Genomic DNA, 26,967 nt, shown 5'->3' with positions numbered 1-26,967 from the left:
AATCACATGCAACTGAATGGAAGAACGGCTCTGGTGACGGGCGGGGGCCGCGGTATCGGTCAAGGCATCGCCCTAGCCTTGGCAGAAGCCGGAGCGGACGTGGCCATTGCCGACCTGGATATTGCCATTGCAAGAGAGACGGCAGCTCGGATCGAGGCCCTTGGCCGCCGTTGCGCAACTTTTCAGGTCGATGTCTCTGAGTCAGACTCCGTCACTAAGCTGATCAGTGACGTCGTCAGCACCTTTGGTCAACTCGATATTGCCGTCAACAATGCAGGCGTCATCAGCATCAAGTCTATCGACGAGCTCTCGGTGCAAGACTGGGATCGTGTCATGGCTGTCAATGCAAAGGGCGTATTCCTATGCACCCAGGCCGAACTAAACGTCATGCGTCCCCGGCAGTTCGGCAGGATCATCAACGTGGCATCGATCGCCGGCAAGATCGGCTTCCCTGACCTGTCCCACTATTCAGCCTCCAAGTTTGCCGTCATCGGGTTCACCAATGCCGTGGCCAAGGAAGTAGCCAAGGAAGGCGTTACCGTGAATGCCCTTTGCCCCGGCATCGTCGGCACCGGGATGTGGCGAGGAGAAGATGGTCTCTCCGGCCGCTGGCGGCAGCAGGGAGAAAGCGAAGCAGAGTCCTGGGGGCGCCATCAAAAGACTCTCTTACCCCAGGGCGTGGCGCAAACCCCCGAGGACATGGGGCAGTTGGTAGTCTACCTGGCCAGCGCCGAGCATGTAACAGGGCAGGCCCTCGCCGTCGACGGCGGATATTCATTGTGAGGTGACAAATGAAGGACACCATGAAAGCGGCGGTCTGGCACAAGGCCAGGGACCTTCGCGTAGAAGCGGTCGAGATCCCGACCCTCAAGGACCCTCACCAGGTCAAGGTGAAGGTCGCCGCATGCGGCATCTGCGGCAGCGACCTGCACGAGTACAGTGCTGGCCCCATCTTCATTCCGGTCGAGACACCGCATCCCCTCAGTCAGCAGCGTGCACCCATCATCATGGGCCACGAGTTCGCCGGCGAGGTCGTGGAGGTGGGTGAGTGCGTCACCCGGGTCAAGCCCGGGGACAGGGTGGCCATCGAGCCTATCCTCTCCCCCAACAAGGATGGGCAATACCTCATGGAGCGCTACAACCTGACGCCCCTGCTGGGCTTCCATGGGCTCTCGGGTGGCGGAGGCGGCTTTGCCGAATACACCGTAGTCGGTGAGCACATGGTCCACCCCCTGCCCGACTCCCTCTCCTATGAACAGGGCGCCCTGGTCGAGCCAGCCGCGGTGGGCTTGCACGCGGTGCGCCAGAGCTCTCTGAAGGCCGGCGACAACGCCGTGGTCTTCGGCGCCGGTCCGATCGGGCTGGTGATCATCGAGGCCCTCAAGGCCGCCGGTGCGTCCAGGATCATAGCTGTGGAACCCTCAGCCGTCCGTCGGCACAAGGCCGCCGACCTGGGCGCCTGGGTAGTGGATCCCCGGGAGCAGGACGCAGTGGAACAGGTGCATGCTCTGACCCATGGCGGAGCCGACTTTGCCTTCGAGGTCACCGGCATTCCCGCCGTGCTGAACCAGGCCATCACCGCCACCCACGCTGGCGGAGAGGCGGTGATCGTCAGTATCTGGGAAACGGAAGCGGCCTTCCAGCCCAACGATCTGGTGATCAAGGAGCGCACCATGAAGGGCATCATTGCCTACCGGCATATCTACCCTGCCGTGATCGCCCTCATGGAGCAGGACTACTTCCGCGCCGAGGACCTGATCACCGCACGTATCGCCCTGAAAGACATAGTCGACCAGGGCTTCGAGGCTCTGCTAAACGACAAGTCGCACATCAAGATCATGGTTGAGCCTTGACGACAACGGCTCGGGAAACAAGCCATCACGGGGCCATCATGGGCCCCGTTTTCGTTGGCTGGGATAGTCGAATCAGAAGACGTACTTGACAGCCTTGGCCAGTCGCTCGAGCAGCTCGGGCAAGGCCGCCTCGACCCTTGCCTCCGGCAGCAACTGGCCGAGAGCCACATGGCTCGCCGGCGAAAAGCGCTGGGGGTCGCCGATGGCGGCCTGGAAAGCATTGACCACCTCCACCAGGGCCTCGGGCCTCCCCCCCACCTGCATGGCACCGTGGACCAGCAGCGCCATGTCGCGACAGCCCCGCACCCGCCGCCAGCGCTGGGCGGTTCCCACCAACTTGCGCTCGCCAATGCGCACATTGAAACGCCCGTCGCAGTAAGCGCCCGGCGCCTCGCCGAGGTTGGAGTCCTCGATACCGAGCTCCCGGAGCCAGTCGCACCAGGGCTCTCCGAGGCGGCGATAGCCCCACTCCAGATGAGCAGCAGAGCTGCCTATCCGGCAACGCCGTGCCAGGGCCACGTTGATCACCGCCGTGCTCTGAGGCACCGGGGTGCCACCGGTGGAGCGAAACTGGATCGGCCAGCCCCGCGCCTCGAGTGCCTCCCGGGCCTCGGAAAAGCCCGCCAGGCGCTCATGGCGACGCGGCATCACCAGGGCGCGGTCGCAGGGCGACCAGGCCACCAGACCAAGGTCGCTCTCACCGTGGCAGATCGACTCCAGCAGCGCCTCTTCCATGGCCAGCCCCTCCGCCACGCTGGGCCGGCGCAGGGTCATGTCGTCGCTATCCGGGATACAGGCAGGCATCATGGCTCGAGCTCCGCGTCAGAGTTCATGGTCGAAGGCATCGCTGTCCAGCCCCTCGATACGCTCGCAGAGGGCATCGAGGAAGGCGGCCGCCGGCGCCCCATTGACGGCGCGATGGTCAAAGGTCAGCGACAGACCAATCACCTCCACGGCGCGCCAGCTGCCCGAGTCTGGCACGGCCCGGAGTTCCACACCTCCGATACCGAGGATCGCCACCTGGGGCAGATTGAGCAGCGGCGTGAAGTGATGCACCCGGGAGCGCCCCAGGTTCGATACCGTAAAGGTCGCGCCGGTCAGCGCCTTGACGCCTAGCTTGCCGCTACGCGCCTGCTCCGTGAGTTCCCGGCGCGCCTCGGGCAGCTCGCCCAGGCGAAGGGTCTGGGCATCGAAGAGTGCCGGGGCCACCAGCAGGTCGTCGGGCAGCGGAATCGCCAGCCCCAGGTGCACCGCGGCATGCCGGGTGATGCAGTTCTCCTCCAGGGTGGCATTGAGGGCCGGAAAATCGCCCAGGGTCTGGACAATCAATCGCAGCAGCAGATCCTGCAGCGAAGGCACCGGCAGCTCGTCATCGCGGCGCCGCTGGCGCAGCGCCTGGAGGGCATCCAGGCGGGCGCTGGCGTGATGGGTCAGCTGTGCCGACTGCTGCAGGCTCTGCAGCATCTTGGCGGCGATCATGCCGCGCATGCCGCGCAGCTTTATCGGCGGCGTGACACCATCCGCCCCCAAGGGGGCGGTGGTCTTCTGGATGTCGAGTCGCATGACGGGCCTCCTCAAGATTCCAGGGTGGCGATCAGGGTTCCCTTGCTCACCACCTCGTCCTCTTCCTTGGCGATGCTGAGTCGCCCAGAGACCGGCGCTTCGATCTCGTACTGGGCCTTCTCCACCATCACTTCGGCGACCAGGTCGCCCTGGGCGACCTCGGCCCCGTCATTAACGAGCCAGGCGGTGATCACGCCTTCGGTCTCGCCCTCCCAGAGGTCCGCGGGTACGGTGATTTCGGTCGTCATAGGGTCTCTCCTCAACTCTCACTCAGCATTTGATGGAAGGCGGCGACGATCTTGTCGGCATTGGGCAGGGCCCACTGCTCCATGGTCGGCGCGAAGGGAATGGGAATGTCCGGGTAGGCCACCCGCTTGGGAGCGGCGCGCAGACGACAGCCCGGGTGCTCGGCGACGCTGGCGATGATCTCGCCGCTGACGCCATAGCTGTGGTAGTCCTCGTCCACCACGACCAGGCGTCCGGTCTTGGCGACCGACTCGCGCACCGTCTCGCGATCCAGCGGCACCAGGCTGCGCAGGTCGATTACCTCGGCGGAGAAGCCCTCGGCCTCGAGCGCCTGGGCGGCGCGCAGACAGTGATGCACGCCGGCGCCGAGACTGACCAGGGTCAGATCGCTGCCTTCCCGTGTCACCGCGGCCTTGCCGATCTCCACGGTATAGGCCTCCTCGGGCACCGCCACGGTGGCGCCTTTCTCGGTCCCCAGCCAGCCCATGCCCTGCAGCGCCTTGTGGTACATGAAAACCACCGGGTTATCGTCGCGGATCGCCGCGGTCATCAACCCCTTGGCGTCGTAGGCATTGCTTGGCACCACCACCTTCATGCCCGGCAGGTGGGCGAAGGTGCCGTAGAGGCACTGGGAGTGCTGGCCGGCATCGGAATAGCCGCCGCCGGTGGAGGTCATCAGCACCATGGGCACCGGGATCTTGCCGCCGGAGAAGTAGGTGTTCTTGGCCATCAGGTTGTAGATGGCGTCCATGCAGACGCCGAAGAAGTCAACGAACATCAGCTCGACGATGGGCCGCATGCCGTCGGAGGCGGCGCCTACCGCAGCCCCGATAAAGGCGGTCTCGGAGATCGGCGTATCCCGGACTCTTTCCGGGCCGAACTCATCGAAGAGGCCCCGAGTATTACCGAAGACCCCGCCAAGGGGCCCCACGTCCTCGCCCATCACGAAGACCCGCGGGTCCACGCGCATCTCCTGGGCAGTGGCCTCGGCCATGGCCCGGGCGATGGTCAACTTGCGGCTGGCGCTCTTGGTTACAGTAGTCATGGTCGTGCTCCCGGTTAGACGAAGACGGTTTCCAGCGCCGCCTCGGGCGGCAGGAAGTCGCTCTGCTGGGCGAAGCGGATCGCCGCCTCGACCCGCTCATGGGCCTCGGCCACCAGGGCGTCATCACCCGCCTCGTCGAGCACCCCGGCTTCGAGGAGGGCCGCGCGGTAGCGGGGAATGGGGTCGGCCAGCCCCTCCTTCTCGCCCTTGGGCCGATAGTCCTCGCCGTCCCCCATGAAGTGACCGGCAAGCCGGGATGTCTCGATCTCGATCAGGCTCGGCCCCAGCCCCTCGCGGGCCCGGGCGATGGCCTCGCCCGCCGCGGCATAGACGCCCTCCACGTCGTTGTCGGCCACGTGATGGCCCGGCATGCCGTAGGCAGCGGCACGCACGTCGTTGCGCGGCACGGCGGTGGCGGCCTGCTTGGCCACCGAGATTCCCCAGGCGTTGTCCTCGATGACGAAGACCACCGGCAGCTTCCACACCGCCGCCAGGTTCAGCGCCTCGTGGAAGGCCCCCTGGTTGGCCGCGCCTTCGCCGATAAAGGCCACCGCCACCCCGGGCTTGCCCTGCATCTGGCGGGAGAGCGCCGCTCCCACCGCCGGCCCCAGGCCCTCGCCGATGATCCCCGAGCAGGAGAAGTTCACATCGCCATCGAAGAGGTGCATGTGGCCGCCGCGTCCGCCGGAAAGGCCGGTGGCCTTGCCGAAGATCTCCGCGACCATGGCATCCAGGTCGACCCCCTTGGCCACGGCGATGTGGTGGGGACGGTGGGTAGCGGTGACGATGTCGTCCGCCGTCAGATGGGCGCAGACCCCCACGGCACAGGGCTCCTGGCCATTGGAGAGGTGCATCTCTCCGGGGATGGGCCCCTTGGCCATGTTGAAGACCGGGGTCTTTCCCTCCATATAGAGCGCCTCGATGCGCTCCTCGAGGTAGCGGCTAAGGACCATATGGCGGTACATCCAGCGCCGCTGTTCGGCTGTCGGTTGCATGGCAATCACTCCTCTTAAAGCTCGCCGCGTGTCATGCGCTCGGCGATGTATTCAGCTTGACGAATCGTCAAGGCAACGATGGTCAGGGTGGGGTTTTCCGTTCCACTGCTGGTGAATTGGCTGCCGTCAGAGATGAACAAGTTATCGATATCGTGGGACTGGCCCCACTGATTGACGACGCCATCCTGGGCCTTGGCATGCATGCGATTGGTGCCCATGTTGTGGCTGGCCGGATAAGGTGGCAGGTCATTGACATGGCGAGCGCCGATGGCCGAAAACAGCTCCCTGGACATCCGGTAGGCGTGGTTGCGCATGCGCGTATCGTTGTCGTGATCCGCCTTGTGCACCACCGGCACCGGCAAGCCGTATTGGTCCTTTTTCGTGGGGTGCAGGGTGATACGATTGCTCTCCAGAGCGAGGTCTTCCCCGCAGATCCAGAACCCCGCCATCCGGCTGTAGTTCTCCATGGAACGGGCAAACTGGCGCCCCCAGCCGTTGGCCGCCCCCGGGTCCAGGAACGCCGCCATGAAGGGCAGCCCCAGATGCAGGGCCTCCAGCTCATAGCCGCCGACATGACCGCGGGAGGGGTCGTTGTCTTCCCACTCTGTGACGATGCCGGGCACCACGGTGCTGCGCTCCATATGCACCGGATGGTCGAACTCCGCATAGGAGCCACCGGTGACATGGGTCATGTAGTTCTTGCCCACCTGGCCCGAGGAGTTGGCCAGCCCATCGGGGAACAGGCTGGAGGCGGAGTTGAGCAGGAGACGCGGCGACTCGATGGAATTGGCCGCCACGGCGACGATGCGCGCCTTCTGGAACTGCACTTCCCCATCGGCGTCGGCATAGAGCACACCGGTCGCCTTGCCGTCCCGGTCATGCTCGATCTTGAGGGCCATGCAGTTGGGCCTGACCTCTACGTTGCCGGTGGCTTCGGCCTTGGGAATCTCCGTATACATGGTCGACCACTTGGCACCGAAGCGGCAGCCCTGCATGCAGAAGCCGGTGACCTGACAGGGCGCCCGCCCGTCGAAGGGCACGGTATTGATGGCCAGGTGCGCCTGCTCGCAGCGGGCGCCGACCCTGTTGGCACCGGCTTCGATGACCTGATAGTGGGTGCTCTTGCCATGAAAGGGCATACCGGTGGCTTCGGTGCCGCATACCCCCATCTTTTTTTCTGCCAAGGCGTAGTAGGGTTCGAGGTCCTTAAGCGATAGCGGCCAGTCCTCCACGTTGGCACCAGCGATTTCGCCGTTGAGCGTTTTCATCTTGAACTCATGCTCCTGAAAACGCATGGCGACACCGGCCCAGTGAATGGTGGAGCCACCGACGCCCTTGACGATCCAGGCGGGCAGATTGGGAAAATCCTCGGCCAGTCGCGACGGCCCCACCAGGTTGCGCTGGTCCAGCCAGCTGATCTTGTTGAACATCCCCCATTCGTCGTTTTCGATATCCTCCATGGTGAAGCGCTTGCCCGCTTCCAGAACCACCGAACGAATGCCCTTTTGCGCCAGCTCATTGGCGAGGGTGCCGCCCCCGGCGCCGGAGCCGATGATCACCACCAGACTGTCGTCATTCAGATCAAATTGCCTGCTCATAGCCTTTGCCCTTCTCTTGTTCGCATCGCACCGTTACCCACGCCCGATCACAGCCAGTCCGGCGTGGCGTCGAAGCCTCGATGGAGGTAGCCACCCTGCTCCCAGGAAGAGCCGCCGTAACCGAATTCGGGCCACAGGGCCGGGTTGTTGTAGATCCCCATCATCAAGTTGCCTTTCACCTTGGCGAAAAACGGGGTGTGCTGAATCTTGCGCAGCAAAGTTTCTCGTTCGGCGCCGCTCTCGATGCCGGCATAGTCGCTGCCATGAGCGGCCCGGGCGCGGCGATCCAGGTCGTCGAGGCCGGCGGCGATCTCGTCGCGCTCCTTCTCCAGCAGTGGCGTTAGGGACTCCAGGTAGTGGCGATCCACGATCGCCTCATGGGGGTAGATATCGCGGCCCAAGCGCAGCAGGCGGCTTGCCAGGTCGGGCTCGGCCAGGGCCCAGCGCGGCCACAGGCCGGCAGCGCTCATGGCCAGGCTGCCGGCGGTCAGAGCGCCGGTGAGGGTGAGGAAGCGGCGACGGCTCAGCGTCACCCGGGGAGAAGCGGTCATGGCGTGACTCCTCATCTTGTTATTGGCAGGTTCACCGCAGCGGCAAACACACCCATGCCATGGCAGCTTTCGTGCCAACCTGGCCAAGAAGAGGGCTAATTATTTGATAAAAAAGAAAAATACAGGAAGGGTGATGAGCTGAAGGGACGCCCAAGGCGTAACGCCAGGGCGAACGGGTGTGACAGTTGTCCCGGCATCCCCCGTTACAGGTGTAACGACGCTCGACCAAGGTCGTATCTCGACGGTTGCCTCCCCCCCTTACCTTGAAGAGACAACAACGCCCCCCTAGAGGCACGTCATGACCGCCAGCTTGAGCCAACGCCAGCATGTCGAGACCATCCTCGAGACCCTGAACCGCCCCGGAGGCCAGGGAGAAGCGGCCATTATCGAGCGCTCCTGGCGGCGCTGCATCGACCGTTACGGCCTCGACCCGGCCCGCCCCACCCCGGCCCGCTACGTGCCTGGCGCCACCCTGCGCGAGCACCAAGACCAGGCCGACGACCTGCTCCAGGTGGCCCGTGCCGGGGTCGAGCAGCTCTACCGCCAGGTGGCACCCCTGGGCTATGTGGTGCTGCTCACCGATGCCCGCGGCATCGCCGTGCAGTTCCTCGGCGCCAAGGCCGACCAACGCGAACACCAGCGCACCGGCCTCTTCCTGGGGGCCGACTGGAGCGAGGCCCATGCCGGCACCTGCGCGGTGGGCACCTGCATTCAGGAGCGCACCGCGCTGACCTGCCACCACAGCGATCACTTCAGCGCCCACCATATCCGCCTGACCTGCACGGCGGCACCGATCTTCGATCCTCACGGCCGCCTCTTGGCGGTGCTCGATATCTCCGCCTATCAGTCACCGGCTACCAAGGACTCCCAGACCTTTGCCCTGCAGCTGGTGAAATACACCGCCAAGATGATCGAGGACGCCTATTTCCTGCAGCGCTATGGGGACCACGCCATCGTCTGCCTGGATCGCTCCCGGGAGTTCGTGCAGATCAATCGCCGCTATCTGCTGGCCATCGAGGAGAACGGCAGCTTGGTGGCGGCCAATACCGCCGGACGCAAGCTGCTTCGCCACCACGAGTTGCCACTTCCCGAGGGCGGCGAGGCGCGCCCCTTCAAGGCCTGGAACATCCAGGACCTGCTCGACGCTCAGGTCGATCAGGTGCTGGCCATCCCTCAGCACAGCGATGATCGAGTCCAGGCCTTTCATACCCGGCGCCACCGGGAGATCCACTTCGCCACCCTGATCGAGCCGCCGCGCCGCCCCCGCGGGGCCACCACCCAAGCCCGGGACACCAGCCTGGCGCCCCTGGAGGCCCTGGCGGACGATGACCCCAGCATGCGCGATACCCTGACCCGAGCCGCCCGGCTGCGCAATGAGCCGATCAATATCCTGGTAATGGGCGAGACCGGTACCGGCAAGGAGCGCATGGCCCGGGCCCTGCACGAATCGAGCCGCCGCCATGACCACCCCTTCGTGGCCATCAACTGCGCCGCGGTGCCAGAATCGCTGATCGAGAGCGAGCTGTTCGGCCATGAGGCCGGCAGCTTCACCGGTGCTCGCAGCCAGGGCATGAAGGGCCTGATCGCCCAGGCCGACGGCGGCACCCTCTTCCTCGACGAGATCGGCGATATGCCGCTACAACTGCAGACCCGGCTGCTGCGGGTGCTGGCCGAGCAGGAGGTGCTGCCCATCGGCGCCAGCCGCCCCATCAAGGTCGACCTGCGGGTCGTCGCCGCCACCCACCGGGACCTGCGCGAACTGATCGCCGCCGGACGCTTCCGCGAGGATCTCTACTATCGCCTGAACGGCGCCAGCCTGCGCCTGCCGCCGCTGCGCGATCGCGCCGACAAGAGCTATCTGATCCGCCAGATCTTCGCCGAGCTCAACCGCGAACGCGGCGGCCGGGCAAGGCTGCGCGGCGATGCCATGAGCGCCCTGCTCGCCTACCCCTGGCCGGGGAATATCCGCGAACTGCACAACGCCCTACGCTATGCCCTGGCCACCGGCGACGGCGAGGAGGTGGTGGTCGGCGACCTGCCGGAGGAGTGCCTGCACGGCCAGCTGGCGCATCCCGGCGCCAGGCGACCCACCGACGAGGCCGGCGAAGGCGGTGCCAGCCCGCCGGTGACACCGCGCCCGCTGGAGCAGGACCTGCTTTACCGGGCACTGTGCCGCCACCAGTGGAACATCAGCGCCGTGGCACGGGAGCTCGGCCTGTCTCGCCCCACCATCTATCGCCGCATGAGACGACTGGGCATTGTGCCTCCCCACCTCAGCACCACGGTTTGACGGTACCAGAAACGCCGGCACCGCCCGAGGGCGGTGCCGTGTCAGTCCAGGTGCGAAAGCGAGAGCCTCTCAGCAGCGCCCCTGCATCCTCAGCCCCGGGGGGCAGAAGCCCCTGCCGCGGCGGTCATCATGGTAGTGGTGATGCTCCACGCGACGGTGGCGATCGCGGTAGCGGCGGTCGTCGCCACGGTAGTGGCGGTGCCCGCTGTAGCCATCCACCTCGATCAGCGGACGAGTTTCCACCCGGGCCGGCGTGTAGCTGCAGCCCGCCAGGGTCAGAGTGGCGGCCACCAGGGCCAGCATGAACAGACGTGCGGGAGTTCTCATGGGGTTACCTCGCAGTGTTCGGGGATACCGCCGATCAGCAGCGCCCCTTCTTGGCCTGCCCCGGCGGGCAGAAGCGACCGCCGCGTGAGTGGCCACCCCGGTCGTCATCGATGACGATCAGCGGTTCGGACTGGATGCGGGCAGGGGTATAGCTGCAGCCAGCCATGACCAGGCTGGCCGCAGCCAGGGCAAGAGGAAGAAGCAGGCGACGTGACATGGGGGTCTCCGTGTCGTCAGGGGGCATCATCGTCTGCCATTCTAGCCAGTACGCCGGCTCTCTCACATGTGGAGGGGGAGCGACAGCGCCGTCTCCATATAGAGACAGTAGTCAGCGACAGCGGCCCGCCGCATAGTAGAGGTTTATTAGTCTGCAAACGGGACCTCCCATGGAGAGCGTGCGCCGCCATTCACTGCTGCTGATCGTGCTGGGCAGCCTGGTCGTCACCCTGGCCATGGGCCTGCGCCACGGCTTCGGCCTCTTCCTCGAGCCGATGAGTGCCGAGCTCGGCTGGGGCCGCGGCGTCTTCGCCTTCGCCTTGGCGATCCAGAACCTGCTGTGGGGGCTCTCCCAGCCCTTCGCCGGCGCCCTTGCCGACCGTTTCGGCGCCGCCCGGGTGGTGGTGGCAGGCGGCGTCCTCTACGCCCTGGGGCTGCTCTTCATGGGGCTCTCGGAGTCGGCGCTGGGCATGACCCTCTCCGCCGGGGTGCTGATCGGCCTGGGGCTCTCCGGCACCACCTTCTCGGTGATCCTCGGCGCCGTGGGACGCGCCGTGGCCCCGGAGAAACGCAGCATGGCCATGGGCATCGTCAGCGCCGCAGGCTCCTTCGGCCAGTTCGCCATGCTCCCCGGCACCCTGGGGCTGCTGGAGTGGCTGGGCTGGTCGGCGGCGCTGCTGGTGATGGGCGCCATCGCCGCCCTGATGCTGCCCCTGGGCGCCATGCTCAGGGACCGCCCCTCGCCCAAGGCCGCCGGCGACATCTCCCTCGGCGCGGCGCTCAATGAGGCCGCCAATCACCGCGGTTTCTGGCTGCTCTGCCTGGGCTTCTTCGTGTGCGGCTTCCAGGTGGTCTTTATCGGCGTCCACCTGCCCGGCTACCTGTTCGACAACCAGATCGCCGTGCAGGTGGGCAGCACCGTGCTGGCCCTGGTAGGGCTCTTCAACATCTTCGGCACCTACGCCGCCGGCTGGCTCGGCGGACGCTACGCCAAGCCGCGGCTGCTCACCTGGCTCTACCTGATTCGCGGGGTGGTGATCACCCTCTTTCTGGTCGCCCCGCTCAGCCCCATGAGCGCCTACCTCTTCGGCACCGCCATGGGACTGCTGTGGCTCTCTACGGTGCCGCTGACCAACGGCATCGTCGCCTCGGTGTTCGGCGTGCAGCATCTTTCCATGCTGGGCGGCATCGTCTTCCTCTTCCACCAGCTCGGCTCCTTCATGGGGGTCTGGCTGGGGGGCCTGCTCTACGACCTGCACGGCGACTATGCTGTGGTGTGGAACATCGCCATTCTGCTCTCGGTGGTAGCCGCCGCCCTGCACTGGTTCATCAGCGAGGCGCCGGTGGAGCGCACCGCCCCACAGGAGGTGAAGGCATGACCCGACGCGCCCTGATCCCGCTGCTGGCCGCCGCCCTCACCGCCGCCGCTCTGGCCCTGGTCTGGTGGGGCTGGCACAGCCTGGATGCCGCCCAGCTGCTGCTGGGCAGCCGGCTGTGCTGAACGCGGCCCCACCCTCTCCTTGAAAGGCCCCTCTTCATGCAGAACGTGCTGCTGCTGGTAGACGTGCAGAACCTCTACTACACCGCCCGCCACGCCTATGGTCGGCATATCGACTACAACGCCCTCTGGGCCCGGGCCACCCGGGGGCGCCGGGTGGTCAAGGCGCTGGCCTACGCCATCGACCGCGGCAACGAGAAGCAGCGCCAGTTCCAGAATATCCTGCGGGGCATCGGCTTCGAGGTGAAGCTCAAGCCCTTTATCCAGCGGGCCGACGGCTCCGCCAAGGGCGACTGGGACGTAGGCATCACCCTGGATGCGGTGAAGCACGCCCCGGCGGTCGACCTGGTGGTGCTCGCCTCGGGCGACGGGGACTTCGCGCTGCTGGCGGATACCCTGCGCCTCAAGTATGGCGTCGAGGTGGAGATCTACGGCGTGCCGTCGCTCACCGCCGGCGCCCTGATGCAGTCGGCCACCCGCTTCGTCCCCCTGGAGGGCGACCTGCTGCTGTAGCCGTCTCCCTGCCCTCTCCCTGCCGTGGCTCCTCAGGCATTGAAGACCACCCGGCCCAGCTCGCCGATGTCATACCCCCCCAGCGCCTCGGCCCGCTCGGCGAAGCGCGGCTCCCGGGCGAAGGCCAGCAGCCGCTGGATCGGCGGCTCGAAGTAGCTGCGCCGCCTCAGGGCCAGGTCGAAGGACTCTTCGTGGAGCGGCAGGAAGGCCAGCCCCTGGCGGCGCGCGGCCGCCTCCACGCCGAGTCCGACATCGGCCTCGCCCTGGCGGATCGACAGGGCGAGGTCGTCCTCGCTGAGCGAGGGATGGCCGGCCAGGGTCAGGCACTCACTGTCGATCCCTTCCCGCGCCAGCAGCAGGCCCAGCAGCCGTGCCGCCCCCGCGTCGGGCTGGCGGTGGGCGACCCGCACCTCGGGATGCGCCAGGTCCGCGAGCCCGGCAATTCCCAGGGGGTTATCCGGCGCCAGCAGCAGCCCCTGGCGGCGCCGCGCCCAGCGCACCATCACCAGATCGCGCATGCCGCCGAGGCCCAGCCTCGCCGGCTCGTTGTAGCGACCGCTTTCCGGGTCCAGCAGGTGCAGGCCGGCCAGCATGGCATCACCGCCCAGCAGCCGCCGGACCCCGTCACCGCTGCCGTGGCAGAGCAGCGCCAGCCCCGAGCCGCTCTCGCGCACGGCCCACTCCAGCAGCGGGTCCTGGCTGCCCGCCAGGACGCTCGGCACGGGTCGCCGGCTCGCCTGGTCCCCCTCCAGGTGGCTCATCAGCCACAGGTCGAGGCTCTGGCGAGGAAACAGCAGCTTGCCGGTGACCCGCACGCAGGGGATCTCGCCCTGACGCACCAGGTCGTAGATCTTGCGCTCCTTGAGCCTCAGGTAGTCGGCCACCTCGGCGGTGGTCAGGTAGGCATGGGTTGCCAGGGGCTCGCCTCGCTCCATGGGTCTCTCCCCTCTCGGCAGGCGGACGATCGCGACGCCTGCTCGACGTTAACTTGCATAAAGCTGCATGGATTTCATCGTTGGATGCACCCCCTTCTCTTAACGCACATGATGCAACCAGACAACAGGAGGCTGCGATGTCCAGCGATGCCGGCGCCTTCGCCACGGCCCTCAACCTGATCCTGAGCCTGGACCCAAGGCTCCTCGATATCGTGGCGCTCTCCCTGCAGGTCTCGCTCTCGGCGGTGGCGCTGGCGGCGCTGATCGGGCTGCCCCTGGGCGCGGCGCTGGCGCTGTGGCGCTTTCCCGGCCACTCCTTGGTGGTGGTCATTCTCAATGCCCTGATGGGGCTGCCGCCGGTGGTGGCAGGCCTGAGCGTCTACCTGCTGCTCTCCCGGGCCGGCCCCCTGGGCCAGTTCGGGCTGCTCTTCACTCCCACCGCCATGGTGGTAGCCCAGCTGGTGCTGGTGCTGCCGATCATCGCCGCCCTCACCCGCCAGCAGGTCGAGGCACTGCATCAGGAGTACCACGAACAGCTCGCTTCCCTGGGCCTCTCCCGGCTGCGCATGATTCCCACCCTGCTCTGGGACGCTCGCCTGGGCCTGATCACGGTGGTGCTGGCCGGCTTCGGTCGCGCCAGCGCCGAGGTGGGGGCGGTGATGATCGTGGGCGGCAATATCGACGGCGTCACCCGGGTGATGACCACCGCCATCGTGCTGGAGACCAGCAAGGGCAACTTGCCCCTGGCCCTGGGGCTGGGCATCGTGCTGCTGGGCCTGGTGGCCCTGATCAACGCCGGCGCCTACCTGATCGGCGAGACCTCGCGCAGGAGGCTCGGGTGAACCAGATCGCTTCACCCCGTCTGGCGGAGCTGCCCGCCCTCGAGCTCAAGGGAGCGGGCTTCACCCACCGCGGCCAGACCCTGCTCGGCCCCCTGGACCTGCGCCTCGCCGGCTGCCGCCGCACCCTGGTGATGGGCCCCAACGGCGCCGGCAAGAGTCTGCTGCTGCGCCTGGCCCACGGCCTGCTGACGCCGAGCCTGGGCCAGGTGCGCTGGGCGGGCAAGCCACCGCGCCAGGCCATGGTCTTTCAGCGTCCGGTGCTGCTCAAGCGCTCGGCCCTGGCCAACCTCACCTATGCCCTGGCGGTCAACGGCACGCCCCGCCGGCTGCGTCGGCCCCGAGCCCGGGAGGCCCTGGAGCGCTTCGGCCTGGCCGCCCTGGAGAAGCGCCCGGCCCGCGTGCTCTCCGGCGGCGAGCAGCAGCGCCTGGCGCTCGCTCGCGCCTGGCTCCTCGACCCCGAGGTGCTCTTCCTGGACGAGCCCACCTCGGCCCTGGACCCCGCCGCCATCCTCGCGGTGGAGCGTGCGGTGCAGGAGTTCCATGCCCGCGGCACGCGCATCCTGATGAGCAGCCACGACCTGCACCAGGCCCGCCGCCTGGCCGACGACGTGCTCTTCCTGTGCCGTGGGCGGCTGGTCGAACACAGCCCCGCCACCACCTTCTTCACGACGCCGGCCACGGCTCAGGCCGGCGCCTTTATCCGGGGGGAGCTGGTGCTCTAGCCACCCCCCCGCCTACGCCAGTCCGGCCACAACAAGAGCAACAGCAGGAGACACTCCTATGCAGCGCAACGCACGCATCGCCCTCACCGCCATCGGCCTGATGGGGCTCTCCCTGGCCGCCCAGGCCCAGGAGGGAGAGCGCTACATCACCCTCGCCTCCACCACCTCCACCGAGGCCTCGGGACTCTTCGACGCCATCATTCCGCGGTTTACCGAGAAGACCGGCATCAGCGTACGGGTGGTGGCCGTAGGCACCGGCCAGGCCTTCGAGATCGCCCGGCGCGGCGACGCCGACAGCCTGCTGGTCCACGACACCGACGGCGAAGAGGCCTTCGTCGCCGAGGGCTACGGCACCGAGCGCGCCGACGTCATGTACAACGACTTCGTGCTGATCGGCCCCGACGGCGACCCCGCCGGCATCGCAGATGCCGAGAGCGTGGCCGAGGCCATGCGCCTGATCGCCGAAGCCGAGGCCCCCTTCGCCTCCCGGGGCGACGACAGCGGCACCCACCGCGCCGAGCAGCGTCTGTGGGAGGCCGCCGGCGTCGAACCGGGCGGCGCCTGGTACCGCGAACTCGGCAGCGGCATGGGCCCAACGCTGAATACCGCCGCCGGCATGGACGCCTACGTGATGAGCGACCGCGCCACCTGGGTCGCCTTCGAGAACCCCCAGGACCTCACCCTGCTCTTCGCGGGTGACGAGGCGCTGTTCAACCAGTACGGCAGCCTGCTGCTCGACCCCGAACGCCACCCCCACCTGAAGCACGACCTGGCCAACCAGTGGCACCAGTGGCTCCTTTCCGAGGAGGGCCAGCAGGCTATCGCGGCGTTCACCGTCAACGGCGAGCAGCTCTTCTTTCCCAACGCTAACTAGCTTTAAGGGTCAGACCCCAAAGGGGATTTAAGGGTCTGACCCCGGCAGGCGGGCCAGCAGCCCAACGAGCTCGTTGCTGAGAAAGCGCGGCTCCACGCATTCGCCCAGGTGCCCTTCGGCGAAGCGCAGGAAACCCAGCGCCGCATGGGACAGCCGCCGGTCGCGGCGCACGATGAACTGCCAGTGGCTCTCGATGGGCAGGCCCGCCACCGGCAGGATCACCAGATCCGGATGCTCCGGTGGCAGCACGTGCTCGGAGAGCACGGCGAGGCCCATGCCCGCCGCCACGCCAACGCGAATCGCTTCGTTGCTGGCCATCTGCAGGGTCGCACCCAGGGTCAGCCCCTGCTCCTGCAGCCAGCTCTCGAAGAGCATCCGCGTGGCCGAGCCCGGCTCGCGCAGCAGGAAGCGCTCCTCCAGGAGCTCCGACATGGCGATCGCCTCGCGCCCGGCCAGCGGGTGCCCCTTGGGGGCCACCGCCACCAGGGGGTTGCGCAGGAAGCGCCCGGCCAGGGCGTGGGCCAGCGACGGCGGGTGGCTGAAGACGTAGAGGTCATCCTCCTGGCGCTCGAAGCGAGTGAGCATCTGGCGGCGGTTGCCGATATGCACGGTGACGTCCACCTCGGGGAAGGCGCGGCTGTAGGGGCCTAGCAGGCGCGGCAGCACGTACTGGGCGGTATTGACCAGGGCGATGGAGAAGCGGCCCCTTTCGCCACCGCGCAGGGCGGACAGGTAGTCGTCGAAATCCGCGAAGCGCCCCAGCACCTCGCGGCTGGCGCGGTAGAGCTCCAGGCCCGCCTCGGTGGGCGCCAGCCGCCCCTGGCGGTTCTCCAGCAGCGGCTCACCCACCGCCTCGGCCAACCGCTTGAGCTGCTGGGAGACGGTGGGCTGGGTGAGATGCAGGCGCCGCGCCGCCTCGCTGATGGAACCGGCCCCGACCACCGCCACATGCACCTGCAGCAGCCGGAAGGTGAGATGTCGTATGTTCACGGCCTTCCTCGCACGCCTATAGATAATCACCTATAGTGCATTGCCGAGAACTTTATTGGTATCAATAGAACGAATTTCTGACAATGCGCGGCGTCATTCAACCCGCTGACCGAGAGTCCCCTGATGCCTGATATCGTGGTGATGTTTTTCCTGCTCGGCCTGCTGGCCGGGGTGGTGAAGTCCGACCTGACCATTCCCAAGGCCGCCTACGACACCCTGAGCCTGCTGCTGATGCTGACCATCGGCCTCAAGGGCGGCATGGCGCTCTACGGCAACCTCGGCTGGTCGCTGGTACCGGAACTGCTCGCCGTGGCCGCGCTGGGCGCGCTGATCCCCCTGGCGCTGATGCCGATACTGCGCCGGCTGATTCGGCTCTCTCCTGCCGATAGCGCCAGCATCGCCGCCCACTACGGCTCGGTCAGCGCCGGTACCTTCGCCGTGGCCCTGGCCTTCGCCGAGGGGCGCAACCTGCCGATCGGCGCCGAGGTCACCCTGTATCTCGTGATGATGGAGCTGCCGGCGATCATGGTCGCCATCGCCCTCTATCGCCGCCATGCGGGCAAGGCCGCCGGGGAAGCGATGCAGGGGATCTGGCACGAGACGCTGACCAACCGCGGGGTGATCCTGCTGGCCGGCGGCGCGGTGATCGGCGCCATGTACGGCCCCCAGGAGGGCGCCAACGTAACGGAGCTTTTCACCAGCGCCTTCCACGCCGTGCTCGCCCTCTTCCTTCTGCAGATGGGCCTCACCGCCGCCGAGACGCTGCGCCCCATCCCCTGGTTCCACTGGCGCCTGCTCACCTTCGCCCTGGTCGCCCCCCTGGTGCTGTCGCTGGCCGGGCTGGCCGTGGGCCTGGCACTGGGCCTGCCCGCCGGCTCGCTCTTGATCCTCACTGCCCTGGCGGCCAGCGCCTCCTATATCGCCGCCCCGGCCGCCATGCGCACCGCCATCCCCCAGGCCAACATCGGCCTGGCCATGCTCGCCGCCCTGGGCTTCACCTTCCCGCTCAACGTGATCATCGGCATCCCGCTCTATCACCAGCTGATCCAGTGGCTGGCCGGCTGAGCGAACCAGGCCGAAACAAGCCAAGCCAAGCCAAGCCGAGCCGAGCCGAACCACAGAAAACGACAAGGGCAGCCCACCGGGCTGCCCTTGTCGTTTCAATCCTATCGTTTCAATGCTGCCGTATCGAAACGGTCGTCGTGGCAGTGCCGCAGTCCGACATTCGTCTAAGGGGTGAAAAGCTGCACTTTACGTTAACGTCAACCTGACCTAGTCTTGTGCCATCACGGTTTCACCACCCGACACGACCCGTCGTGCCCGCCCGAATTCCAGCGCGAAGCCAGGGCGCCGCGACCACCGACAAGAACGGAGCCCCGCTCATGCATACGCCCTTCAAGCCCCTCGACTTCGGCCTCGACGACGAACTGAACATGCTGCGCGACCAGGTCAACGCCTTCGCCCGCGACGAGATCGCCCCGCGCGCCGCCGAGATCGACGAGAAGAACGAGTTCCCCAACGACCTCTGGCAGAAGTTCGGCGACATGGGCCTGCTCGGCATCACCGTCTCCGAGGAAGATGGCGGCACCGGCATGGGCTACCTGGCGCACTGCATCGCCATGGAGGAGATCTCCCGGGCCAGCGCCTCCGTCGGCCTCTCCTACGGCGCCCACTCCAACCTCTGCGTCAACCAGCTCAAGATCAACGCCAACGCCGAGCAGAAGGCCAAGTATCTGCCCAAGCTGATGACCGGCGAGCACGTCGGCGCGCTGGCCATGTCCGAACCGGGCGCCGGTTCCGACGTGGTCTCCATGAAGCTGCGTGCCCGCAAGGAGGGTGACAAGTACATCCTCAACGGCAACAAGATGTGGATCACTAACGGCCCCGACGCCGACGTGCTGGTGGTCTACGCCAAGACCGACCCGGACGCCGGCTCCAAGGGCATCACCGCCTTCATCATCGAGAAGGGCATGCCCGGCTTCTCCACCGCCCAGAAGCTCGACAAGCTCGGCATGCGCGGCTCCAACACCTGCGAGCTGGTGTTCCAGGACTGCGCGGTGCCGGAAGAGAACGTGCTGGGCGAAGTGGGCAAGGGCGTGCGCGTGCTGATGAGCGGCCTCGACTACGAGCGCACCGTGCTGGCCGCCGGCCCCATCGGCATCATGCAGGCCGCCATGGACATCGTGGTGCCCTACATCCACGAGCGTCAGCAGTTCGGCCAGTCCATCGGCGAATTCCAGCTGGTACAGGGCAAGGTGGCCGACATGTACACCACCCTGAACGCCTGCCGCGCCTACCTCTACGCCGTGGCCGCCGGCTGCGACCGTGGCCAGACCTCCCGCAAGGATGCCGCCGGCGTGATCCTCTACTGCGCCGAGAAGGCCACCCAGGTCGCCCTGGACGCCATCCAGCTGCTGGGCGGCAACGGCTACATCAACGAGTACCCCACCGGCCGCCTGCTGCGCGACGCCAAGCTCTACGAGATCGGCGCCGGCACCAGCGAGATCCGCCGCATGCTGATCGGCCGCGAACTCTTCAACGAGTCCAAGTAAGGGGTTACCGATGGCCATTCTGACTACCCAGATCAACCCGCGCAGCGACGGCTTCCAGGCCAACGAGGCGTCGATGCGCCACGAGGTGATGAAGCTGCGCGAGCTCACCGCCGCCATCGCCCAGGGCGGCGGCGAGAAGGCACGCGTGCGCCACGAGTCCCGCGGCAAGCTCTTCGTGCGCGACCGCATCGACCACCTGATCGACGAGGGCTCCCCCTTCCTGGAGTTCTCGGCGCTGGCCGCCCACGAGGTCTACGACTCCGCGGTGCCCGCCGCCGGCGTGGTGACGGGCATCGGCCGCGTCAGTGGCGTCGAGTGCGTGATCGTTGCCAACGACGCCACCGTCAAGGGCGGCACCTACTTCCCGCTCACGGTGCGCAAGCACATCCGCGCCCAGGAAATCGCCCGCAAGCACCGCCTGCCCTGCATCTACCTGGTCGACTCCGGCGGCGCCTTCCTGCCCCGCCAGGATGAGGTCTTCCCGGACCGCGAGCACTTCGGCCGCATCTTCTACAACCAGGCCACCCTCTCCGCCGAGGGCATCCCGCAGATCGCGGTGGTGATGGGCTCCTGCACCGCCGGCGGCGCCTACGTGCCGGCCATGGCCGACGAGTCGATCATCGTCCGCGAGCAGGGCACCATCTTCCTGGGCGGCCCGCCCCTGGTGAAGGCCGCCACCGGCGAGACCATCAGCGCCGAGGATCTGGGTGGCGCCGACGTGCACGCCAAGAAGAGCGGCGTGGCCGACCACTACGCCGAGAACGACGCTCACGCCCTGCAGCTCTGCCGGGCCTGCGTGTCGCGGCTCAACTGGCAGAAGCGCGGCCAGCTCAAGATGCAGGAACCCAAGCCCCCGCGCCTGGATCCGGCCGAGCTCTACGGCATCGTCGGCACCGACCTCAAGAAGCCCTACGACGTGCGCGAGGTGATCGCCCGCATCGTCGACGACTCCGACTTCGACGAGTTCAAGCGCTATTACGGCGACACCCTGGTGACCGGCTTCGCCCATATCCACGGCCACCCGGTGGGCATCGTCGCCAACAACGGCGTGCTCTTCTCCGAATCCGCCGTGAAGGGCGCGCACTTCATCGAGCTGTGCGCCCAGAGGAAAATACCTTTGATTTTCCTCCAAAATATTACCGGCTTTATGGTGGGCTCCAAGTACGAGCACGAGGGCATCGCCAAGCACGGCGCCAAGCTCGTCACCGCGGTGGCCTGCGCCAAGGTGCCCAAGTTCACCGTGTTGATCGGCGGCAGCTTCGGCGCCGGCAACTACGGCATGTGCGGCCGCGCCTACGACCCCAACCTGCTCTTTATGTGGCCGAATGCCAGAATTTCCGTCATGGGGGGTGAACAAGCCGCCGGCGTGCTGGCCCAGGTCAAGCGCGAGCAGATCGAGCGCGAGGGCCGCGAGTGGAGCAAGGAGGAGGAAGAGGCCTTCAAGCAGCCCACCCGCGAGCAGTACGAGCACCAGGGCCACCCCTACTACGCCAGTGCGCGGCTTTGGGATGACGGCGTGATCGACCCGGCCCAGACCCGCGACGTACTGGGGCTGTCACTGGCCGCGGCCATGAATGCCGAGGTCGAAGAGACCAAGTTCGGCGTGTTCCGGATGTGACCGCAGGGGATCCCGTTATGTCTGAGACAACCTTTTCACGGCTGGAGCTCGACGACCGCGGCATCGCCTGGCTGACGCTGGAGCGCCCCGAGGTCCACAACGCCTTCGACGACAGCCTGATCGCCGAGCTCAACGCCCACCTGGAGCGGCTCCACCACGCCGCCCATCACGGCGAGGTGCGCGCGGTGGTGCTGGGCTCCGAGGGCAAGAGCTTCTCCGCCGGGGCCGACCTCGGCTGGATGAAGCGCATGGTGGAGTACGACTTCGACGGCAACCTGGCGGACTCGCGCAAGCTCGCAGCCCTGATGCACGGGCTCGACACTCTGCCCTGCCCCACCCTCTGCCGCGTGCAGGGGGCCGCCTTCGGCGGCGCCGTGGGCCTGGCCGCCTGCTGCGACATCGTCGTCGCCTCCGAGAAGGCCAAGTTCTGCCTCTCCGAGGTGAAGATCGGCCTGTCGCCCGCGGTGATCAGCCCCTACGTGCAGCGTGCCCTGGGCGAGCGCCAGATGCGCCGTTACGCCCTCACCGCCGAGGTGATGGACGCCACCACCGCCCTGGCGCTGGGCCTCGTTCATCGCCTCGCCCCCCACGACGAGCTCGATGCCGCCGTGGAGGCCATGCTCGACATCCTGCTGGCCGGCTCGCCCCAGGCCCAGCGCGCCACCAAGGCGCTGCTGGCCGAGGTGGCCCGGGAGCCCGACAGCAAGGCCACCCGCGAGCACACCTGCCGGGTGATCTCCGAGCTGCGCGTCAGCGCCGAGGGTCAGGAAGGCCTGGCCAGCTTCTTCGAGAAGCGCCGCCCCGCCTGGACAAACGACAGCGACAACCGTGTCGCCGACAACAATGCCGCGGAGCCCCGCTCATGACCTCTGAAGTGAAGAAATTCGATACCCTGCTGGTCGCCAACCGCGGCGAGATCGCCTGCCGGGTGATGCGCACCGCGCGCGCCATGGGCCTGCGCACCGTGGCCGTCTACTCCGACGCCGACGCCAACGCCCGCCATGTGCGCGAGGCCGACGAGGCCGTGCGCCTCGGCCCCGCCGCCGCCCGCGAGAGCTATCTCAAGGTCGAGGCGGTGATCGAGGCCGCACGCCGCACCGGCGCCGGCGCCATCCACCCCGGCTACGGCTTCCTCTCCGAGAACGGCCCCTTCGTGGAGGCCCTCGAGAAGGCCGGCATCACCTTCGTCGGCCCGCCCGCCTCGGCCATCGCCGCCATGGGCGACAAGTCCGCCGCCAAGGCGCGCATGTCCCACGCAGGCGTTCCCCTGGTGCCGGGCTACCACGGCGACGACCAGGACGACGCCCTGCTCAAGAGCGAGGCCGACAAGATCGGCTACCCGGTGCTGCTCAAGGCCAGCGCCGGCGGCGGCGGCAAGGGCATGCGCGTGGTGGAGTCCGCCGCGGGCTTCCAGGCCGCCCTGGACGGCTGCCGCCGCGAGTCTCAGGCCGCCTTCGGCGACCAGCGCATGCTGATCGAGAAGTACCTGACCCAGCCGCGCCACGTGGAGGTCCAGGTGTTCTGCGACAGCCACGGCAACGGCGTCTACCTCTTCGAGCGCGACTGCTCCGTGCAGCGCCGCCACCAGAAGGTGCTGGAGGAGGCCCCGGCCCCGGGCATGAGCGCCGAGCTGCGCCGCGAGATGGGCGAGGCCGCCGTGCGCGCCGCCCGCGAGATCGGCTACGTGGGCGCCGGCACCGTGGAGTTCCTGCTCGACGCCGACGGCTCCTTCTTCTTCATGGAGATGAACACCCGCCTGCAGGTGGAGCACCCGGTCACCGAGATGATCACCGGCCAGGACCTGGTCGAGTGGCAGCTGCGCGTGGCCATGGGCGAGCGGCTCCCGCTGGCCCAGGATGAGCTGACCATCACCGGCCACAGCTTCGAGGCGCGCCTCTACGCCGAGGACCCGGAGCAGGACTTCCTGCCCGCCACCGGCCGCCTGGACCGCTTCGCCCTGGACCTGGTGGGCGCCGGCCTGGACCCCAACAAGGTGCGCCTGGACAGCGGCGTGGAGAGCGGCGACGTCGTCTCCATGCACTACGACCCGATGCTCGCCAAGCTGATCGTCCACGGTGACGACCGCGACCAGGCACTGGCCACCCTCAACCGGGCCCTGGCGGCGCTGGACGTGCAGGGCGTGGTCACCAACCGCGCCTTCCTGCAGCGCCTGGCCACCCACCCCGCCTTCAAGGGCTGCGAACTCGACACCCGCTTCATCGAGAAGAACGAAGCGACCCTGTTCGCTACCCAGGAGATCACCACCGAGGCCTACGCCGCCGCGGCGCTGATCGGCCTCAAGCAGCTGGCCCGCGAGTGCGAGAGCGACTCCCCCTGGGATCGCCATGACGGCTTCCGTCTGAATGCCCCGCACACCATCCGCCTGGCCCTGTGCGCCACCGGCCAGAACCTGACCAATGCCCAGGCGCCGGATGCCGAAGGCGTGGTGATCGTGGAAGGCACCCGGGAGACCGACGCCGATCCCTGGCACCTGACCATCGGCGACACCACCCTCACCGCCCGCCTGCAGCATCTGGAAGGCGACGCCGTGGCGGTGACCCTCGACGGCCACCGCCGCCGCCTGCAGGCGCGCCTGGGCGAGAACGGCGTGGTGGTGATGGCCGACCCGAGCGGCGAGACCCGCCTGTTCTGGCGCCGCATCGACGCCATCGACCATGGCCAGCACGAGGCGGAATCCACCCTCACCGCGCCCATGCACGGCACCGTGGTGGCGCTGCTGGTGGAGCCGGGCCAGAAGGTGGAGAAAGGCATGCCGCTGATGGTCATGGAAGCCATGAAGATGGAGCACACCATGTCCGCCCCCGCCGATGGCCACGTGGCGAGCTTCCACTTCGCCGCCGGCGACACCGTGGGCCAGGGCGACGTGCTGCTCGAATTCGCTCCGGAGGAGTAAGCCAATGGCATTCCCGAAACAGGTTCGCCTGGTCGAGGTCGGCCCCCGCGACGGCCTGCAGAACGAGCCCGAGCCGATCAGCACCGCTACCAAGCTGGAGTTGATCGACCGCCTGGGCGCGGCCGGCCTCAGCTACATCGAGGCGGCCAGCTTCGTCTCGCCCAAGTGGGTGCCACAGATGGCCGACCACCGCGAGGTGATGCAGAACCTCGCCCGGCTGGAGGGCGTCACCTACGCGGCGCTGACCCCCAACCTCAAGGGGCTGGAAGCAGCACTCGAGTGCGGCGTCGAGGAGGTGGCGGTGTTCGGCGCCGCCTCCGAGGCCTTCTCCCAGAAGAACATCAACTGCTCGGTGGCCGAATCCCTGGCGCGCTTCGAACCGGTGCTGGAGCGCGCCCAGGCCGCCGGCGTCCGGGTGCGCGGCTACGTCTCCACCGTGCTGGGCTGCCCCTACGAGGGCGAGATCGCCCCCGCCAAGGTGGCCGAGGTGTCCAAGGCACTCTATGAGATGGGCTGCTACGAGGTGTCGCTGGGCGACACCATCGGCGTGGGCACCCCCCTCAAGGCCAAGCGCATGCTCGAGGCGGTGAGCCGCGAGGTGCCCATGGCCCAGCTCGCCGCCCACTTCCACGACACCTACGGCCAGGCGCTGGCCAACCTCTACGCGGTGCTGGAGGAAGGCATCGCGGTGGTGGACAGCTCCGTCGCCGGCCTCGGCGGCTGCCCCTACGCCAAGGGCGCCTCGGGCAACGTGGCAAGCGAGGACGTGGTCTACCTGCTCAACGGCCTCGGCATCGAGACCGGCATCGACCTCGACGCCCTTGCCGCCACCGGCACCTGGATCACCCAGGCCATCGGCCGGCCCAACCGCTCCAAGGTGGGGGTGGCACTGGCCAGCCGCTGAGGCCAGGCCACGATAGCGCCCTACCGTAAAAACGACTTCTGTCCTTGCCCCCGGTATGTCACTCATGCCGGGGGTTTTTTATGGCGGATTCGTTGTCTACAACGAAAAGCCCCCGAGCCGGGTGGGTGACTCGGGGCGTTCGTGTTAGATAACACCTAGCATAAAGGGCCGCTTTGTGGAGCACCAGCGGAACAAAGCGGTCCCGTTGATGCGCTTATTAAGATCTACTAGATGGGCTCGAAAGCTAACTTCGATCTACGAACAGGAATACGGATACCATACTTTGTGACGGTATCCTCAATCAACTGAACATACCATTGAGGTGCTTCAGGTGAGATCACAATACTTCTAAGCACCTCATTGATTGGGGTTTTGACCAGCAAACCTGAGCTCGGCTCAGCATTATCGAAGTTGTCATCGAATTTATCTGCGATCACCCTAACTTCTTTCTCGTACTCATAGGCTACAACTTTATAGGCAAATACATTGGAATATGGCTTGATTTTTAGGCTGGGGTCCCTCCAATGCTTAACGTAATCAACTTTTTTAATTGACAAGAACGCATTTAGTTTTTCTGAATCAAGCGCTTTTTTAAGCTTGCCTACAGTTGTTGTAACCGCCACCGCACAATTAGATTGCCCATAGAGCTTCCACATAGCCATGCTGTCGTTTCGGCTTTTATGCCAGCAGTTGACGTAAACTCCCCTTCTGAGCTTATCTTTGAAATCATTGTAAGAAAAATCAATCTCGCTATCTTCGTAGGATTTTTCAATCGCATGACGAATAGATTGTGTAAATGAGCCCTCGTGTTTGTCTGAAAAGCGGTCAGCTCTGCAAAGATACAGGTTTTGGTTGGTCAATAGATCAAGGAATTTTGCGGTATCCAAATATCTCCATAAAATGGTTTCTTCATTTAAACCAGAGTCAATTACTGTTCTTCCCTTCATTCTCACAACCATATCTGACTTTCTCTTAACGTTTGAATTCACCGGCCTTGCGCGGCTTTATACGCACGATCCGGTGGAGTGATGGGTTCGGCCTCATGGCACGTCAAAGATTGCTTTCCAGTTGGATGGAGAACCATTAGAATATGCTTCGCTAGCGCCTTCATCTCCGTCCCAGGCGCCAATGAAGTCCTCTGACTGGCCGGGGTGCATGAACAACCCTAAGTGATATGGCCTTTGTGTCTTACGTTGCACATAACCGAGGCGCCAGTAGTCTTCGTCATCTGAGAAGGTAAATCCTTCGACCTTAACCGTTGCGATCTGGTGAATGTGTTCGTCAAGCACTGCGAAGGACGCCGGGTCAGCGTTCTTGGTTATAGAACCCTCCAGTAGTTCCGAGTTGAATTCGGCAACTTCTGCGAGGATGGTTAGGAAATCAGTCAGATCGTAATTCGCCCCAAGGTTCTTGTCGCCGCTGGCGGGTGCCTTGTAAGCGATCAGTTCGCGCTGTGCCTTGAGCTGCAAAGCAGTATTCTTCATCTCTGCCGCCAGCGGCTTATTGAACTTTGCGACCCAATCAAAGGCCACATTGATAGCGCGAGTGTGCGAGATTGCCATCAACTCGCCAGAATTCCAGTCCTCTTTAGGGATTGTATAGACGAGGCCGCGCAATAAGGACAGTGCGGCGTAGTACTCAAAGTATGGGTTTGCAGCGCGAAGCCCGGAAGTGCGAGCAAATTCGCGGCTATTGAGAAGAACGGTTGCATTGAGGATCATCTTGGTCGTGAAGTACATGCGGCATGACCATTCGGAATTCCTTTCGCATGTCCAATCCTTCGTCAACTTTGCATATTGCACTGCAATGCGGCCAGCGACCTTCGCCAATTCTTTCTCTGAGCACAGCTCAAAGAGCTTTCGGTATGAGTACGCCCAAGTTCTACCTGCGTGCTGCACGTTTTCTCCTTGAGGCCGAACGC

General features: G+C 66.1%; 28 protein-coding genes. 15 read left to right on the top strand and 13 right to left on the bottom strand.

The genetic code is table 11. The annotated features are described in order from the left end of the window. The first annotated feature begins 6 nt into the window (after positions 1 to 6). Positions 7 to 783, top strand: a complete 777-nt coding sequence (locus tag ACRYRV_RS15140; RefSeq protein WP_309636552.1) for an SDR family NAD(P)-dependent oxidoreductase — start codon at positions 7 to 9, stop codon at positions 781 to 783. Positions 784 to 803: 20 nt separating this feature from the next. Beyond that, entirely contained in the window at positions 804 to 1,853 is a 1,050-nt protein-coding gene (locus ACRYRV_RS15135; RefSeq protein ID WP_444984584.1) for a 2,3-butanediol dehydrogenase, read from the top strand. A 72-nt stretch (positions 1,854 to 1,925) separates the two neighbouring features. Here the strand turns inward: ACRYRV_RS15135 and ACRYRV_RS15130 are convergent, their stop codons facing one another. From ACRYRV_RS15130 to ACRYRV_RS15100, 7 genes are all read right to left on the bottom strand, one after another. Next, positions 1,926 to 2,660, bottom strand: a complete 735-nt coding sequence (locus tag ACRYRV_RS15130; protein ID WP_309636550.1) for a lipoate--protein ligase family protein — start codon at positions 2,658 to 2,660, stop codon at positions 1,926 to 1,928. 15 nt (positions 2,661 to 2,675) lie between these two features. Continuing rightward, positions 2,676 to 3,416 (bottom strand): 2-oxo acid dehydrogenase subunit E2, encoded by a 741-nt coding sequence (locus ACRYRV_RS15125; RefSeq protein ID WP_444984585.1) that lies wholly within the window; start codon positions 3,414 to 3,416, stop codon positions 2,676 to 2,678. 11 nt (positions 3,417 to 3,427) lie between these two features. Further along, positions 3,428 to 3,664, bottom strand: coding sequence for a lipoyl domain-containing protein (locus ACRYRV_RS15120; protein ID WP_309636549.1), 237 nt, complete (start codon positions 3,662 to 3,664; stop codon positions 3,428 to 3,430). 11 nt (positions 3,665 to 3,675) lie between these two features. Then, positions 3,676 to 4,707, bottom strand: coding sequence for an alpha-ketoacid dehydrogenase subunit beta (locus ACRYRV_RS15115; protein ID WP_253443255.1), 1,032 nt, complete (start codon positions 4,705 to 4,707; stop codon positions 3,676 to 3,678). 14 nt (positions 4,708 to 4,721) lie between these two features. After that, complete coding sequence (locus tag ACRYRV_RS15110) at positions 4,722 to 5,702, bottom strand: thiamine pyrophosphate-dependent dehydrogenase E1 component subunit alpha (protein ID WP_253443256.1); 981 nt, start codon at positions 5,700 to 5,702, stop codon at positions 4,722 to 4,724. Between the two features lie 14 nt (positions 5,703 to 5,716). Next, positions 5,717 to 7,264 carry a GMC family oxidoreductase gene (locus ACRYRV_RS15105; RefSeq protein ID WP_445005907.1) on the bottom strand — a complete coding sequence of 516 codons (1,548 nt, stop codon included), beginning with the start codon at positions 7,262 to 7,264 and terminating at the stop codon, positions 5,717 to 5,719. Positions 7,265 to 7,347: 83 nt separating this feature from the next. After that, the gene (locus ACRYRV_RS15100) at positions 7,348 to 7,851 is read right to left on the bottom strand and encodes a gluconate 2-dehydrogenase subunit 3 family protein (protein ID WP_309636546.1); all 504 of its coding nucleotides are present in this window, start codon (positions 7,849 to 7,851) and stop codon (positions 7,348 to 7,350) included. Positions 7,852 to 8,149: 298 nt separating this feature from the next. Here ACRYRV_RS15100 and ACRYRV_RS15095 point away from each other — a divergent pair, with 298 nt between their 5' ends. After that, positions 8,150 to 10,141 (top strand): sigma-54-dependent Fis family transcriptional regulator, encoded by a 1,992-nt coding sequence (locus ACRYRV_RS15095; RefSeq protein ID WP_309636545.1) that lies wholly within the window; start codon positions 8,150 to 8,152, stop codon positions 10,139 to 10,141. Positions 10,142 to 10,210: 69 nt separating this feature from the next. Here ACRYRV_RS15095 and ACRYRV_RS15090 read toward each other — a convergent pair whose 3' ends face one another. Both ACRYRV_RS15090 and ACRYRV_RS15085 read right to left on the bottom strand, forming a co-directional pair. Next, positions 10,211 to 10,468: a hypothetical protein gene (locus tag ACRYRV_RS15090; protein ID WP_444984587.1), complete on the bottom strand. Its 258-nt coding sequence runs from the start codon at positions 10,466 to 10,468 to the stop codon at positions 10,211 to 10,213. Positions 10,469 to 10,502: 34 nt separating this feature from the next. Beyond that, positions 10,503 to 10,685: a hypothetical protein gene (locus ACRYRV_RS15085; RefSeq protein WP_309636543.1), complete on the bottom strand. Its 183-nt coding sequence runs from the start codon at positions 10,683 to 10,685 to the stop codon at positions 10,503 to 10,505. Between the two features lie 169 nt (positions 10,686 to 10,854). Between ACRYRV_RS15085 and ACRYRV_RS15080 the strand changes: the two genes are divergently transcribed. The 3 genes from ACRYRV_RS15080 to ACRYRV_RS15070 are packed head-to-tail and all read left to right on the top strand — an operon-like array spanning position 10,855 to position 12,695. Further along, positions 10,855 to 12,063: an MFS transporter gene (locus ACRYRV_RS15080; protein ID WP_444984588.1), complete on the top strand. Its 1,209-nt coding sequence runs from the start codon at positions 10,855 to 10,857 to the stop codon at positions 12,061 to 12,063. Further along, positions 12,060 to 12,185: a hypothetical protein gene (locus ACRYRV_RS15075; RefSeq protein WP_299311338.1), complete on the top strand. Its 126-nt coding sequence runs from the start codon at positions 12,060 to 12,062 to the stop codon at positions 12,183 to 12,185. Before ACRYRV_RS15080 ends, ACRYRV_RS15075 begins: the two co-directional genes overlap by 4 nt. 36 nt (positions 12,186 to 12,221) lie before the next feature. Further along, a complete protein-coding gene (locus ACRYRV_RS15070) occupies positions 12,222 to 12,695 on the top strand; it encodes a LabA-like NYN domain-containing protein (RefSeq protein ID WP_444984589.1) in 474 nt (157 codons plus the stop codon). A gap of 32 nt (positions 12,696 to 12,727) precedes the next feature. Here ACRYRV_RS15070 and ACRYRV_RS15065 read toward each other — a convergent pair whose 3' ends face one another. Then, positions 12,728 to 13,630, bottom strand: a complete 903-nt coding sequence (locus tag ACRYRV_RS15065; protein WP_444984590.1) for a substrate-binding domain-containing protein — start codon at positions 13,628 to 13,630, stop codon at positions 12,728 to 12,730. Between the two features lie 137 nt (positions 13,631 to 13,767). Between ACRYRV_RS15065 and ACRYRV_RS15060 the strand changes: the two genes are divergently transcribed. From ACRYRV_RS15060 to ACRYRV_RS15050, 3 genes are all read left to right on the top strand, one after another. Further along, the gene (locus tag ACRYRV_RS15060; RefSeq protein WP_309636539.1) at positions 13,768 to 14,472 is read left to right on the top strand and encodes an ABC transporter permease; all 705 of its coding nucleotides are present in this window, start codon (positions 13,768 to 13,770) and stop codon (positions 14,470 to 14,472) included. Further along, positions 14,469 to 15,194 carry an ATP-binding cassette domain-containing protein gene (locus tag ACRYRV_RS15055; RefSeq protein WP_444984591.1) on the top strand — a complete coding sequence of 242 codons (726 nt, stop codon included), beginning with the start codon at positions 14,469 to 14,471 and terminating at the stop codon, positions 15,192 to 15,194. Before ACRYRV_RS15060 ends, ACRYRV_RS15055 begins: the two co-directional genes overlap by 4 nt. 100 nt (positions 15,195 to 15,294) lie before the next feature. Next, the gene (locus ACRYRV_RS15050; protein ID WP_444986265.1) at positions 15,295 to 16,068 is read left to right on the top strand and encodes a substrate-binding domain-containing protein; all 774 of its coding nucleotides are present in this window, start codon (positions 15,295 to 15,297) and stop codon (positions 16,066 to 16,068) included. 27 nt (positions 16,069 to 16,095) lie between these two features. Here the strand turns inward: ACRYRV_RS15050 and ACRYRV_RS15045 are convergent, their stop codons facing one another. Continuing rightward, positions 16,096 to 17,058, bottom strand: a complete 963-nt coding sequence (locus ACRYRV_RS15045; protein ID WP_444984592.1) for a LysR family transcriptional regulator — start codon at positions 17,056 to 17,058, stop codon at positions 16,096 to 16,098. A gap of 123 nt (positions 17,059 to 17,181) precedes the next feature. On the opposite strand from ACRYRV_RS15045, the gene ACRYRV_RS15040 reads away from it, so the two are divergent. The 6 genes from ACRYRV_RS15040 (at position 17,182) to ACRYRV_RS15015 (ending at position 25,046) form a co-directional block, all read left to right on the top strand. Further along, on the top strand, positions 17,182 to 18,123 hold the full coding sequence (locus tag ACRYRV_RS15040) for a sodium-dependent bicarbonate transport family permease (RefSeq protein ID WP_305501673.1): 942 nt from the start codon (positions 17,182 to 17,184) through the stop codon (positions 18,121 to 18,123). A gap of 317 nt (positions 18,124 to 18,440) precedes the next feature. After that, entirely contained in the window at positions 18,441 to 19,610 is a 1,170-nt protein-coding gene (locus ACRYRV_RS15035) for an isovaleryl-CoA dehydrogenase (RefSeq protein ID WP_444984593.1), read from the top strand. 10 nt (positions 19,611 to 19,620) lie between these two features. Then, the gene (locus ACRYRV_RS15030) at positions 19,621 to 21,228 is read left to right on the top strand and encodes a carboxyl transferase domain-containing protein (RefSeq protein ID WP_119022087.1); all 1,608 of its coding nucleotides are present in this window, start codon (positions 19,621 to 19,623) and stop codon (positions 21,226 to 21,228) included. 17 nt (positions 21,229 to 21,245) lie between these two features. Beyond that, complete coding sequence (locus ACRYRV_RS15025; protein ID WP_444984594.1) at positions 21,246 to 22,094, top strand: enoyl-CoA hydratase/isomerase family protein; 849 nt, start codon at positions 21,246 to 21,248, stop codon at positions 22,092 to 22,094. Further along, a complete protein-coding gene (locus ACRYRV_RS15020; RefSeq protein WP_444984595.1) occupies positions 22,091 to 24,142 on the top strand; it encodes an acetyl/propionyl/methylcrotonyl-CoA carboxylase subunit alpha in 2,052 nt (683 codons plus the stop codon). Before ACRYRV_RS15025 ends, ACRYRV_RS15020 begins: the two co-directional genes overlap by 4 nt. A 4-nt stretch (positions 24,143 to 24,146) precedes the next feature. Then, positions 24,147 to 25,046: a hydroxymethylglutaryl-CoA lyase gene (locus ACRYRV_RS15015; RefSeq protein ID WP_444984596.1), complete on the top strand. Its 900-nt coding sequence runs from the start codon at positions 24,147 to 24,149 to the stop codon at positions 25,044 to 25,046. A gap of 227 nt (positions 25,047 to 25,273) precedes the next feature. On the opposite strand, the gene ACRYRV_RS15010 is transcribed toward ACRYRV_RS15015, so the two are convergent. Both ACRYRV_RS15010 and ACRYRV_RS15005 read right to left on the bottom strand, forming a co-directional pair. Continuing rightward, positions 25,274 to 25,993, bottom strand: a complete 720-nt coding sequence (locus tag ACRYRV_RS15010; RefSeq protein ID WP_444984597.1) for a hypothetical protein — start codon at positions 25,991 to 25,993, stop codon at positions 25,274 to 25,276. Between the two features lie 93 nt (positions 25,994 to 26,086). Beyond that, positions 26,087 to 26,785 carry a hypothetical protein gene (locus ACRYRV_RS15005; protein WP_444984598.1) on the bottom strand — a complete coding sequence of 233 codons (699 nt, stop codon included), beginning with the start codon at positions 26,783 to 26,785 and terminating at the stop codon, positions 26,087 to 26,089. Positions 26,786 to 26,967 lie beyond the last annotated feature (182 nt).

The sequence above is a fragment of the Halomonas mongoliensis genome (genome assembly GCF_052496345.1).
This window is presented reverse-complemented; position numbering and strand designations above follow the sequence as displayed.